This window comes from Pedobacter sp. PLR, assembly GCF_026239675.1.
GTDB lineage: Bacteria > Bacteroidota > Bacteroidia > Sphingobacteriales > Sphingobacteriaceae > Pedobacter.
The window spans coordinates 140,803-155,009 of sequence record NZ_JAPIVQ010000008.1; the positions used below are offsets into that span (position 1 = coordinate 140,803).

Genomic DNA, 14,207 nt, shown 5'->3' on the forward strand with positions numbered 1-14,207 from the left:
GGTCAGCCATTATTAAAAACAGGGATAGATCTCTCCGATTCATCCCTGTTTTTTTGTTTATAGCCATTTATGTTCATGCGCTATTTCCCTAAGATCCTGTCAATTGACCTGGATACTTCGTCCTCCTCTATTTGTCGTATCAAATACCCGAAACTTTGCCCCAGCCTTGAAAGGTATCGCAACAGCATAGATTTTGCTGCTGGCCTCAGGCTCACTGCCATCAGTCGTATAACGGATGATGAAGCCCGGTAATTGCAGGTTTGCGGCGATTTGGCCATCCTTAACGGCTAATCCCGGAGTTGGAATACGGTAGTTAAAACCACCTGCATAATAACTTAATCTCGGCAATTCTTTTTTACCCAAAACATTTACAAACTCCGACCAGGCCTGATCATATAACAGTTTCCCTTTTTCCGGATTTTGTTCCCTGGACCAATCCGGATCTTTTGCCCAGGCACGTTCTGCTAATCCCAACAATTTAGGCAATAACATATATTCAAATTGCAGCGGAGTTTTGATATTTTCACTCCATAATGGCGCCTGCAAGCCAACGATATTTGATTTGCCCGTCGCTGTTAAGCGCGCTTTGTTTTTGTAACGCTCCGGATCCGCAGGATTCCCTTCTTCATCTTCTTTTACATTCTGATAATAGTTGTAAGGAATGAAATAGAAAAGCTTGTCCACATCTACATAACCACCCCAATTTTGTCCGGTTTCCTCAAAGCTTTTATTCACGGTCAGGTCTATATAAAAATTGGTAACCGGGGTTAAGACCACTTTGTAACCCGCATTTGCCATTTTATAAGCGAGATCCTCATTGCCATGGAGGTTATTCCAGACATCAACATGAAAGTTCTCCTTGAAAAAGCGAGGTTCAGGCAGCATTTTCATTTCCCCGTTTAGCGCTTGTTTACGGAGTCCGATTTCTTCCCATCCGGATAAATACAGTGATTTGGATTGCAACATTTTATTCAGCTTACTAAAGAAGTAAAACCACAATTCATCGGTTCCTTTAACTGCCGGGTGGGTGATCGCCAGTTGAGCCGCAGCCGGTGATTTCTCCCATACCCCTGCAGGAACCTCATCTCCACCAAAATGGATGGTGGTTAATGGTGCATTTGCCTCCTGATGCATAGCGATCAACTCATTGGTTACTTTTTCCAGGAAGTTATAGCTGGAAGGTAAGGCTACATTGATCACGTTGTCATCAAAGCCCTGCACGGAACGGTATTTACTCTCATCTTTTAAATCCCTAAGCAAATAATATTCAGCGGCCTCCTTATCTCCTGCTTTTATCAGGCGCTGATATCGGGCATCCATTGCTTTAATGGCGGCTCTGGCATGACCAGGCGTTTCAATTTCAGGAATCACGCGGATATGTCTAGCTGTAGCATATTTAAGAATTTCAATGTAATCTGCTTTCGTATAAAAGCCTGTTCCTGAGTTTAGGCCAGGCGTAGGTCCGGAGCCATAAGCGGGTAAAATTTGTGAAGCTTCCCCTACCGAATGACCGCGCTGTCCACCTACAGCAGTCAGCTCCGGCAATCCGGGGATTTCTAAACGCCAGCCTTCATCTTCTGTCAGGTGAAAATGAAAGACATTCAGCTTATACAAACCCATTAAATCCAGCACCTTTAATACCTCGGATTTAGGTTGAAAATTCCGGCCTACATCCATCATAAACCCTCTAAAATCAAACCTCGGACTATCATGAATCTCAGCTGCGGGCAAATTGATCTCCTTTTTCACCTTTGCCCCGGCATTTGCAGGAAACATACTTTTCAAAGATTGTATCGCATAAAAAGCCCCTGCCGGAGTTGAGGCAGCAATAGTTACTTTCTTTGGGCTAATGCTTAGGTTATAAGCTTCCCTGCCCAGTTTACCATCCAACAGGAAAACGATTTCTCCAGCACCTGGCTTTGTCTTAGCACCTGTTTTTTCGCCCAACATGCCGGCAATTTCCGCGGACAGTAATGCAGCTTCATTTGCAAAAGCAGGTATGGCCACAACACGCACATCTGCGGTTAAGTTAAAAACACCATCCCCTTTAACATACTGTACCGGTGTAGGAAAAACCAATGGGAGTTTATTTTCAGGAATGTCTTTAATCTTTTTATTCTCCTCGTAAGCTTTCGCGGCAACTTCCTGTTCTAGTGTCAAATGCGCAGCGAAAGGCTGAAATACCACGTTTTTAATGGTGGTACCCTGATCAGGTTTCTGATCCCAAACCAGGTAAAAACCCTGAGGTCTTTCTGTGATGTTAGGCATCGCTTCCGTTGTCAAATGGAGTTTAATTGCTGCTCCGGGAGCAATAGACTTAAATGACTGCTTTGGTGACAAACGGAATAAGGCCCCGTTTACCAGCTTCACATCAGCCACAAGCGTATCTGCTCCCAGGACTTTCAACTCCCTGGAATTGAAGTAAATTTTCCAGCCGGTAGCTGGTAAAGGAGTTTTACCATTATTTTTTATGGTCAGTACCAGCGCATCTTTAAGATTCGTCTGCTCCCAGTTCAGGCCCAGATCAGCAGCAGAGAAGGGGGCTGATTCCTGAGCAACAGCAATACTACAGCTGCTGAATATTAAAAAAGAAGCAAGGATATAAAGTTTCATATGCATATGTCTTTGAATTTATGAGCTATTTGCAGGAGAAATAGCTCCATTTATTAGTGAGGAATCATTTCATTTATTTTAAAAACCACAGCTTAAACCCTGATGTATATTTTCTTCTTGTCCAGAATATATCCAATCAGCCAACACACCAGCATAAAGCAGATGGCAAACAACAAGGAGCCTAAGGGGCCGGGAGCAATTGACTGAAAAAACACGGTATTGATCCAACCATTAAAATCAGAATTCGGAAATATCGTATTTACGATAATCAACAGTAAGTCAGCTACAATATAAATAAACAGCGGATTCTTACCGAACACAGTAAAAAAGCCGGTCCATTTCACAAAAGACTTTACTTCAATGAGGTAAATTAATGCTGCGATGATCATCAGATCCAGGCCACAGGTAATCAATACGAAAGAACTGCTCCATAGTTTTTTGTTAACCGGGAAGGAAAAATTCCAGCACCAGGCAAGGAATACCAGTACTACCCCTGCTAATAACAATTTGGCAATACTTTCAAAGCCCTTGCCTTTTTCCTGAATAAACTTACCTGCAAAATAGCCTATAATCACATTGACACAAGATGGAATGGTACTCAAAATACCTTCGGGATCAAAAGGAATACCTTCACCATGGTATAAGTGTGCATTACCTAATAAAAACTGGTCAAGATGCTGCCCTGCGTTTCCGGTCATACTTAAAGGATCGCCTGAATCTCCAAAAACCAGCAACACCAGCCAGTAGCCGATTAAAAACAACACACTCAGGACAACCACCCACCTGGCCGACAAATAATGAATCATTAAAGAAACAATGCCATAGCATAAGCCAATCCGCTGTAAGACCCCCATAATCCTGGTATTACCAATGGGAGAAAAGCTGATTCCTCCGGCCTCATTGTAATGAAAAAACGGGAACCAATACATCAGGTAACCGATCAGAAAGATGAGCAGTGTTCGTTTAAATATTTTAGTAAGCACGGCGCTGTCATTCATTACCGCAAACTTTTTCATAGAAAAGCTCATGGCATTACCTACTGCAAAAAGAAAAGAAGGAAAGACAAGATCTGTGGGGGTAAATCCATGCCATGCGGCATGTTCAAGCATAGAAAAAGGCTGGGCTCCGCTTCCGGGCGTATTCACAATGATCATAAAGCAGACCGTCATCCCCCGAAATACATCCAGTGATAAAAAACGTTGTGGTTGGTTCATCAAATTAAGAAGTTATAGTTAAGTTTAACAGGAATGAAAGAGTGGCAACGCCACTCCTTCATTAAATATACCCCGGAATAACCGGTTTTAATATCCTGTATTCTGTTTTAAAACAGCTGCACCATTGGCGCGGCTCAAATCAATTTGTCGCTGTGGAATCGGGTAAATATCATTTCTCCCTTTTATGTATTTTCCATTTCTAACATCAGAAGTTATTTTCCCCTGGTAGTTAAAATAGGCATTCAGTTCTGTGTCTGCTATTCCCCAACGTACCAGGTCAAAGAAACGATGACCTTCCATGGCCAGCTCAATTTTACGCTCAAAATAAATAGCTGATAAAGCATAGGCTTTTCCTTTGCCAGAAAAATCACCGGCTGGATATTCATTTATTTTATAATTAGCAGCTGGTGTGGTTGAAAATCCTCCTAAAGGATTTCCTTCATCCTGGTATTTATACACCCAACCAATAGGATTTGCGGCACGCGCCCTCACAATATCTACATATTCCTGAGCTTTAGACAAACTTCCTGCCTGGGCTTCGGCTTCCGCTCCCATCAACAACACATCGGCAAAACGAATCACCAGGTAATTGATTGCAGAACCCGGTGCCCAGGTGGTTTTATCCTCATCTGTTGCCCTTGTTGCCTGCCAGTAAATGTTCTTTTTTGGGCCATAAGGACCTCCGTAACGCTGGTCTCTGATCCATGGTTCTCCAGGATAATTTCCCCAGTCTAAATAAGGAACCCCACGTCTTCCTGCCGTCCAGTCCAATCGCGGATCTAATGTCCCCTGATCTGGCTGAAAAGGTTCTGCACCTTTAATTCCCATATCATTTTCCACAGCATGATCGTTATAAGTGGTCAGGTACGGAAGCCCGGTCAGCGCATCCGTTCTAAAATGATTAACCAGATCGATAGAGGGCTGAAAAAACCCACAGCAACCAAAAGGACTTTCCCCGTAAGGGAAATTCAGCATATCGCCATTATTCCCCAGAGAAGGACCATTGGCATCTACATTGGCTGACATTTGAATCGCAAAAACCACTTCGGAATTGTCTTCCTTACTAGGTTTAAAGTTATCTGCGAATTCTTCATTCAGTTTGTATTTTTTACCACTACTGGTTACTCCGGAAGAGATCACGACATCGAACAGCTCTCTGGCTTCTGTAAATTTATGCTGATATAAATAGGCTTTGGCAAGGTATGCCCCTGCTGCCCATTTATTGACCCTGCCAATTTCCGACTGTGTTGCCGGCAAATTATCATAGGCAAATTTAAGGTCTTCCGTGATTTTTGGCCAGATGTCCGTATTGTTAGGCTGGTTAAAAATCGTCGTCGTTTCATCAATCCAGGGTACCATATTCCACATTTTCTTCAACTCAAAATAATAATGTGCACGTAAAAACTTATCCTGTGCCTGTATCTGAATACGTTCATCAGCGGTTAGATCCGTAGCCTGCGATAAGATAGATAACACATCATTTGTTCTTTTTACCCCTTCATATAATGCTTTCCATTTACCATTAAAAAAAGAATTTGTGGCATCGGCATAAAACCTGGCAATAGGATCTATTCCCGGCTGGTCACTTCCATCACTTCCTTTGGAAGCATCGCCGCCGGCAATGGCGCCGAATATCCAGTTACTTGGAGAACCTGCATAAGCATCCCCACCACCAAGCGCGGAATTTCCACCAGCCATGCCATCAAGGGCCGCATAGGCACCTATCAATAAATTATTCACCCCATTTTTGTTCGTAATAATTTCTTTGGTCAATGATCCTAGGGGCGGTTGTTCTAAAGCTTTCTTGCAAGAAAAAAATGATTGTCCTGTAAAGAATAGTACAGTTAACAATAGATATGTTGATTTTTTCATTAGTTTCATCTGTCTAAACTGTTAATGATTAAAATTTCAAATTTAAACCCAGCAGGAAGGTCCGCTGACTTGGGTAAGCACCGTCATCCACTCCAAAAGCGGTTTGATTGTCCGTTTCGCTGGAAGTTCCAATTTCAGGATCAATACCAGAATATTTAGTGATGGTGAATAGGTTTGCAGCAGAAAGGTAAACCCTTAATCTGCCTACCCCAAATTTCTGCAAAGTCTTTTCCGGCAGGGTATAACCAATCTGGATGTTTTTAAGTCGCAGGTAAGAGCCATTTTCTACAAAATAAGAGTTGGGTACCCCATTAGAACTAAAGGACTGCTCTTTTTCCTGAATTGGCGCCTTCGCATTTCTATTGTCAGGTGTCCATGAATTGTAGAGTGCAGTATGACTTTTTGCGCCTCCAAAAGAAGAGGAGAAATCTGTCCACCATTTCACCTGGTTCCAGATCGAGTTTCCCTGAACCCCATAAAAGAACATGCTCATGTCGAAGTCTTTATAATTCATCGCGAGGTTCAAACCATAGCTAAAATCCGGGTTGGCATTACCGAGAAAAGTACGGTCGTCTGCATTAATCAGGCCATCGCCATTCACATCTTCATACTTGAAACGGCCGGGAGCAACAGCATTCTGATACACTGCATTTGGGTCTGAGCTTTGCTGCTGCACTTTTAAGTTTGCCGCATCAATTTCTTCCTGCGACTGCCAGAAACCGGCCACTTTGTAACCAAAAAACTCACTTACAGAATGACCAACCTGGTTACGAACGATATTACTACCATCAAAACGGCGGGCATCAAGATCATAATAGTCGGCATCACCGGAAACCTTTTGAATCAGGTTATTGTAAGTAGTAATCGTAGCCGTTGCACTCAGTTTAAAATCTTTACCAATATTGGTACGTCCGGTAATGGCCAGATCCAATCCTTCATTTTTCATTTTGCCAATGTTCAAAAACGGCGTACTGGACGCTCCTTCTGTGGCGATCATTTCCGGATTAAACAATAAATCAGTAATATTCTTTCTATAGTAATCTGCAGAAACCTCCAGTTTACCCTCAAATAAAGTCGCATCAATACCAATATTGGCATTGGTGTTTTTCTCCCATTTCGCACCCGGATTACCGGTTCTGTTTTTATAGAAACCAGAAACTACATTATTCCCTCCGCCTATTGCATAATAAGAAGGTGCGATATCGCTACTATAAGTATCAAATGAATTTCCTTCGGACACATTTAGCTGGTTACCCATCACACCCCATCCACCTCTGATTTTAAGGTCCGAAATCCAGGTTACATCCTTTAAAAACGATTCCTGCGAAATCCGCCATCCCCCGCTTACTGCCGGAAACCAGCCATAGACATTTTCCAAAAACTTAGAAGAGCCGTCTCTTCTCAGGGTACCACCAAATAGATATTTGTCTTTAAAAGTATAATCTACACGTCCGATTAAAGAGAACATCGCACTGGAAACCCGCTCGCTATTGGCATCTTTTGGCCCGCTACCTGTAGTCAGGTTGGTATAGTTCGGATCAAAAGAAAAATAACCTCTGTTGCTGCCACTCATTGTACTGTAACGGTTGCGCAAATATTCTGTACCAACCAAAGCTTTCAGGCTGTGCACACCTATTTGCTTGTTAAAAGCAAGGGTATTGGTCCAGGTATAATCAAAAGACGCATAAGATGATTCTGAATAAGAATTACTGGTGTTATTTTCCGCATTTTCATATTGGGGATAGACAAATGCGCGACTATTTCCAGATGAATTAGAACCACCGAAAGAACTTCTCAAAGTAAGTGAAGCAGGGAGATCGGCTTCAATAAATACATTACCAAATAACCGGTTATCAGTGGCCTTATTGTTCTTTGTTCTGCTGAGCATTGCTACCGGATTATAAGCATCTCCGAGTTCGCCACCATAAGAGCCGGCAAAATTCCCCATGATGTCATGTACCGGAATGATTGGCTGTTCTCTAAAAGCATGACCAATGGCATTATCGCCGGTTAAACCTCCAATTTTAGGGTTATTACTGATAGAATAAGAAAGGTTTTCACCTACTCTCACCTTTTTCCCGATATTAAACTGTGTATTTGAACGCAGGGTATATCGCTCCAGATATGTGTTCATCAGGGTTCCCTGCTGGTTAAAATAATTGGCAGAAACCAGGTAATTCCCAAGGTCTGAACCACCACTAACAGAAACATTATGGCTGGTAATCGGTGCCGGACTGAAGATCTCTTCATACCAGTTTGTTCCGGTTTTATTGGCCCTGGTAATGCGATAAAACTCCTTGTATTCTGCATCCGAAGTAAAAAATGGTTTTACATTATATAGCGCCGGATTTACGGAAGGATCTCCCTCCATAGCACCCTTTGGCAGGATATAATCCGGAACTACATAGGTAGGGCCATTTCCATACAAATCATCATTCAGGTTTGTTTCTCCGGAATTGATCAGCATCTGACGTTTCAATGTGGCCATTTCATTCGGATTCAGAATGCTCCATACATTTCCTGTTTTCGGACGTTGTGTTCCATAATAGGCATCATAAGCCACCTGCACTTTCCCCTTACCTTTTTTAGTGGTGATCACAATCACCCCATTTGCGGCCCGGGAACCATAAATAGAAGCTGCACCAGCATCTTTTAAGACCTGTACAGATTCAATATCATTGGGATTAATATCAGAAACACTCTCTGTTGGCACGCCATCCACCACATATAAAGGGCTGTTGTTTCCGAAAGTATTGATTCCCCTGATCTTTACCTGAGGCTCTTCTCCCGGTTGTCCGGAGCCTAAAACAGTCACCCCTGAAGCCTGTCCTTGTAACAAATTATTCACTGAGGCTGCTGGTTGTTTGAGCATTTCAGACACGTTGACAACCGAAACCGCACCAGTCAGGTCTTTCTTCTTTTGTGTAGAATATCCTACCACCACCACTTCCCCCAGGGAAGTAGGTTCTTCAGTTAGCTGTACGTTAACTAGTGTTTTACCTGCAGCAGGCACTTCTTTGGTCATAAAACCGATGTAAGTGAAAACCAGGGTCACGTCTGCAGAACTTGCACTAATGGCATAATTACCGTTTGTATCGGTCATCGCTCCAATCCCGGTCCCTTTTATTTTAACACTAACTCCGGGTAGGGTCTCTCCTTTCACAGAGGTCACCTGTCCTTTGATGGTGACTGCCGGTTTTTCTATCCCGGCTTCAACCGCAGCAAGACTACCTTTATCATACAATAAAATATGTTGATCTACTACCTTGTAGGTAATATTCAGTGGCCCCAGTGCCTCAGCCAGAATATCTCCCAGCCGCTTGTTGACCACATTTAAAGAGGTGATCCGCTCAGATTTGATCGCCGAAGGGCTGTAAATAAACTTCACTTGAGTCAGGCTTTGTATTTCCTTTAAGATCTGTTTGATTTTACCTTCGGTAATGTTTATAGAAATTTCTTTGTTAAGTACACCCTGAGCCTCCGCGTTTTTCGCAAAGGTGCTACAGCTGAACAAGATGACAAGAAATATTTGGCTTACAGATATCCGCATTGCTGTTATTATTAAAGCAACAAATCGCTTTTTATTCATACCTTTAGAAGTTTTTGTTCGTTAATGTGAAAGTTTCGTTCAAAATCATTTTAACTGGCAATGTTCCGCAACATTGTCAGTTTTTTTATAGCCTTTTTTCTAGTAAAAGTTTCTCTTTTTCATACGCATTTGGTTAGGTTGGTTAGGTTAGGTTAATTGCAATCCCGGTTTTAACGGGCATTATTTTTTACTTTTAATGATGATGGTTGTTCCGGAAACCTCATAAGATGCCTTTACAGCAGCACAGAGAAAATCCAGTTTATTGTATAAGTTTTGTTCCGTAAGATCACCGGTAAAAGTATTGTCCAGCAAGGACTGATCTTCTATCTGGAAGTCTATCCCGTAAGTCTTTTTAAGTGTTGCAACCACCTCCGCAAGTGGTGCATCATTAAAAGAGAACAGTTCTTTAACTTCCGTTTTATTTGCTACATATAAGGGTTCAGGATCAGTCACGAGGCTTTGCTCAAAACTATGGTCCGCGGCTTTGAAAACCGTTTTTTGATTCGGGGTCAGGATCACTTCTTTCGTATGCCCCAAAATGTCGTCTACCAGATCCAGTCGGCTGTAAATTGGAGAAACGGCCACCTTGCCGGTTTTAACCGCAATTTCCGTTGCACTGTTGTCCGCATTTGCGCGCACCTCAAAGCTGGTTCCCAAAACTTTGGTCACCACATCTTTACTGTACACCATAAAAGGTCTGGAAGCATCCGGACTAATCTGAAAGAAACCTGTCCCTTCCAGCACCACTTCCCGTTTATCTTTCAAAAAATGGCTTGGGTATTTAATACTGGCATTGGATTCCAGCAGCACATAACTGCCATCCTCGAAGATTACCTTTTTCGGTTTTCCATCCAGGTTGAGCTGTTGTTTAATATCATTTGATAAGCCGGCAGAGATAAACTGAGGACTGGAAACCTGCTCTTTAAAGAACAAATATCCGGTGATTAAACAGAAGCCGGTAATCGCGGCAGCAACAGCAGTCCAGCGCCAAACTCCTGAACGCTGAATTTCAGGAACTGGTTCCGATCCTGTAGAAATATCCGTATGGATCCGATCCCAGAGTTTCTGTTCAATTGTGGTGATTTCCCTGGGATTAATTTCTTCCAGATCGGCTTTATCCAACATCCCATACAACTCTTCAACGACACGTTTTTCTTCTGCCGTGCATGTTCCTTCCAGATACCGGTCCAATAAAAGATGAAATGCTTCTCTACTCATTATTATAGCTTTTAAACTATATGTCAGCTAAAGCAGCGCGATCCCTAAAGAAAAATAAAATATTTATTGGTGCCTATAGAAACAGCATTAGGAATAAGGGCAGAAAGAGGTAATCTTTTAGGTGAAACCGCATAGATTTAAGCGATTGCGTGATGTGGTATTCTACTGCTTTTTCAGAAATATTGAGTTCTCTGGAAATGTCTTTTACGGAATAATGCTCTATCCTGCTCAGTTTAAAAACTTCTCCGGTTTTTTTAGGCAATCGTGCGATACCCTCACTGAGTGCATCCGTCAGTTCGTTCAACATCAACAGGTAATCGGTATTGTCTACACTGTCATTGTGCTGCACTTTGAGGTGATCCTGATACTTTGCCCTGACCAGCTGTGCTCTATAATGATTGATGATGCTGTACTTCAGACTTCCGAAAAGGTAGTTGCTGATAGAGATAACCGTGATATCTTCCCGTTTTCTCCAAAGTTCCACGAATAGGTTTTGTGTGAGTTCTTCGGCCAGTTCCTTATGGTGTACCTTTTTATAGGCTATCTGGAATACCGATTTCCAATAACGACTATAGATTTCTTTGAACGCAGATTCACTGCCGTGCTTAAAAAGAACGATCAATTCGTCATCGGTCAGAATTGAGAGATTCATAATTCGTCAAAGTAGGTTAGTTAAGGTCTGGCTCTAACAAACTTAACAATTAAAACCGAAGGTTTATAACAAATTCTTTACAGGGTATAAGCCAATGACTCAGCAGGATTGACAATTCCTGCTGAGGTTTATTTACTAAATAGACAATTTATTATTAAAAAGGAAGGGAAACGTGAACCATCATGCGATTCCCTGCTTTAGCTCTACCAGCCGCCAGGTCCTGTGCACGTACGTTTTGGTAATTTGCACCCAGCGTCAGGCCCTTTAAAGCCAGCTCTACACCTGCCACCGCTGATAAAGAATAACCACCGGAAACCTGCACATCATACTTATTATTTTCTACATCTTTTTGAGCGGTTTCATACAATACTCCTGCATTTGGTGCAATGGTTATTTTCTCTGCGACCCTGAATTTATAATAGGCCAGCAAATTAGCGGTCAGTTTATTGCCATAGCGGTAGTCATACTTATTTTCCGTGTTCATTTTATAATTGACATTTGCATTTAAGCCCAGGTCATTATAGCGGATATCGTAGGCTGCATTTATGGTAAAATCAGTGCTGGCCGTCCCCAATTGAAAGTTATTAGGAGATTCACTAACCGCTAAACGTTCGGTTGGTTCATATCTTCCGGTAGGCACTTTTATTCCGCCACCAATCCAAACCGACTGCACCAGTAAACGATCACCAAGCGTTCCCGTCTGGTCCAGTAATTTATAGTAACCCATTAAAGCGATGTCTCCTAAACCCGTTTTAGTGCCATTTCCTGTCTGACTTACCCTGTCGTTAAAATTATAAGGAACAAAGGCCAGGACCCTGAATTTAGTGCCGAAATTCCATCCTCCCCAAAGCTCCATACTCTGGTATGTTTCATCGGCTGTAATTGGCGTTCTTTCTCCCAATGGCCCCAGGTGGGTTTGTAAGGTTTTATGTTGATACCTTAATCCGATGAAACGCTTATTGTATTCCGGCAAAATCCCCAGGTAATAACTTCCTACACCACAACCACAAATGTCACAAGCCCGACTTGCGGTAACTACAAAAAGCATCAATACGGTAACCAATATTATTTTATTTCTCATTTTCTTCCAGCTATTATTGCATAGTATTGCTATGCTCCATTATTGTAAGTTCTTCTATATTATTGTTCTGAAAAGCGTTTATCATTGATAAATACCTCATCATTTAGCGTCCCTAAGAACGCGGTTAATCTCTGTTTGTCTGTTGTCGTCAACTCAATTCCTAACCTGCCGTTTTTACGGAGTAAAGGGTCCAGATTTGGTGTATCTTTAACCTCCGAATTGTAATGTTCCAACATCCCATCCAGGGATAAAAAACGACCATCATGGCTATAAGGAGCCGTATATTTAAGATTCCTCAGGGAAGGCACTTTAAACTTATAACGGTCGGTCTGAATCAGCGTTACAGCGTATAACCCCTGGTCATTTACAGCACTGGTTCCCAGGCCATTGTTCCGGAAAGAGCCATCAGTAAACAGCGGTTCAGAATGACAGGAGGCACATTTCTCTTTGAACAGCACATATCCTTCCTGCTCTTCAGCAGTAAAAACAGCACCTTCTTTGCGCATCACCTGATCATACTTTGAATTGCTACTCACACACATCACCATGAACTGAGAAAGTGCTTTCATAAACCTCGTGGTAGTCACTTCTTCCGTACCAAAAGCCTGTTTAAACATCGCCGTATACTTCGGTACTGCCCTGATTTTATTCAATACATTTTCCAGGTTTTCATCCATTTCCTCATGTGTGGTAATTGGCGCGACCGGCTGAAGATCCAGGTCGTAAATACCACCACCCCACATAAAGACCTTGCTCCAGGCCAGGTTCATAATTGGCGGGGAATTTCGCGTACCCAGACGGTCGTCAATTCCATGGCTCACATCATGCCCATGCTGCGTAAATGCAGAAGACTGAATGTGGCAGGATCCACAACTGATGGTATTGTTACGGGAAAGTCCTGGCTCATAAAACAAGGCCCTTCCCAGCTCAAAACCTTCCTTGGTCACCTTGTTATTGGCGAAATTATACACCGGCTCCGGGAAGTTTGAAGGCTTTTGAAACCCCAGGAACTTCTCTATTTCTTCTTTAATCGGATGGTCCTTTTTACAGGCCAGCACAAACAAGCCAAAAACCAGTAAAACCATCCAGTGTTTCTTTGTCATCATGGATTAATTTTCAGTATGATCGTGCTTGAACATTTCTACATAATTCCCTGCCACCGTGCTGCTAAAGTCATTAAACATTACGTTTGGATGTTCGGCAATACTAAAGGCTTTCTTTCCGTTAAAAACCTTCATCAGGTCCACAAAAAGATGCACATTACTTTGTCTGTCTTTTCTGACTCTGGCGATACCTGCGGCATTTAAATCCATGGTAATCACTTTGATATTATTGATGGTCGGTACAGAATAGCCGCCAAAAAAGCCAATATGGTATTTGAACTGCTTTTTACCGGTAGGATCGCCATTGGCGTCATCGGAAATGACCTTAGCATTACCCTCATATTTAAAGAAAATATAACCGTTATTCCAGCCCCAATACATGCCACCGTTTTCATGATCGCCACCCGCAGCAGGGTCCAATACACCTGTACGCTTATCAATAGGCATCGTACTGCGTAAACTGTCCACACCTAACGTAAAAGTAAGTTTGGTATAATCTCCTTCAGGCACGCTTACCTTCGCAAATCGCGAGGCTTTATCTGCACCTTTAATCAGGAAATAACTACTGTCAGGGTTTACCGTATAGCTTTTCCCTGCCGCTGTTTCTACTTTAATATTGCTGATGAAATACTGTAAAAAGGAAATGGTAAACTCCTCTCCTGCGGCATTTTTATATGGACTTCCAGTATTGTTTAACGTGAAAGTTCTGGCCCCTACAATATTGTCGAACTCGATAGATAATGGTGCCAGATTTGTTTCCTGAAACTCAGGTGCAGGATTGTCTTTTTTAGAACATCCGGCGAAGCTAAAGCTGAGCGCAGAAAGTAAGGTTGCTATAATGATGTTTGTGTTTTTCATGTTGCTA

Annotated in this window: 9 protein-coding genes; all 9 read right to left on the minus strand. The window is 42.3% G+C overall.

Annotation, left to right across the window (positions count from 1 at the left end; genetic code table 11):
* Positions 1-99: 99 nt before the first annotated feature.
* Positions 100-2,613 (minus strand): family 20 glycosylhydrolase, encoded by a 2,514-nt coding sequence (locus OQX61_RS19840; RefSeq protein WP_265843549.1) that lies wholly within the window; start codon positions 2,611-2,613, stop codon positions 100-102.
* A gap of 92 nt (positions 2,614-2,705) precedes the next feature.
* Positions 2,706-3,827 (minus strand): DUF5009 domain-containing protein, encoded by a 1,122-nt coding sequence (locus OQX61_RS19845; RefSeq protein WP_265843550.1) that lies wholly within the window; start codon positions 3,825-3,827, stop codon positions 2,706-2,708.
* Positions 3,828-3,914: 87 nt separating this feature from the next.
* Positions 3,915-5,600, minus strand: a complete 1,686-nt coding sequence (locus OQX61_RS19850; protein WP_265843551.1) for a RagB/SusD family nutrient uptake outer membrane protein — start codon at positions 5,598-5,600, stop codon at positions 3,915-3,917.
* A 127-nt stretch (positions 5,601-5,727) separates the two neighbouring features.
* Complete coding sequence (locus OQX61_RS19855; protein WP_265843552.1) at positions 5,728-9,249, minus strand: TonB-dependent receptor; 3,522 nt, start codon at positions 9,247-9,249, stop codon at positions 5,728-5,730.
* 219 nt (positions 9,250-9,468) lie between these two features.
* Entirely contained in the window at positions 9,469-10,506 is a 1,038-nt protein-coding gene (locus OQX61_RS19860; protein ID WP_265843553.1) for a FecR family protein, read from the minus strand.
* Between the two features lie 73 nt (positions 10,507-10,579).
* The gene (locus OQX61_RS19865; protein ID WP_265843554.1) at positions 10,580-11,158 is read right to left on the minus strand and encodes an RNA polymerase sigma-70 factor; all 579 of its coding nucleotides are present in this window, start codon (positions 11,156-11,158) and stop codon (positions 10,580-10,582) included.
* Between the two features lie 154 nt (positions 11,159-11,312).
* Positions 11,313-12,239, minus strand: coding sequence for a transporter (locus OQX61_RS19870; protein ID WP_265843555.1), 927 nt, complete (start codon positions 12,237-12,239; stop codon positions 11,313-11,315).
* Positions 12,240-12,298: 59 nt separating this feature from the next.
* The gene (locus OQX61_RS19875) at positions 12,299-13,345 is read right to left on the minus strand and encodes a cytochrome c peroxidase (RefSeq protein ID WP_265843556.1); all 1,047 of its coding nucleotides are present in this window, start codon (positions 13,343-13,345) and stop codon (positions 12,299-12,301) included.
* A gap of 3 nt (positions 13,346-13,348) precedes the next feature.
* Positions 13,349-14,200, minus strand: coding sequence for an MbnP family protein (locus tag OQX61_RS19880; RefSeq protein ID WP_265843557.1), 852 nt, complete (start codon positions 14,198-14,200; stop codon positions 13,349-13,351).
* Positions 14,201-14,207 lie beyond the last annotated feature (7 nt).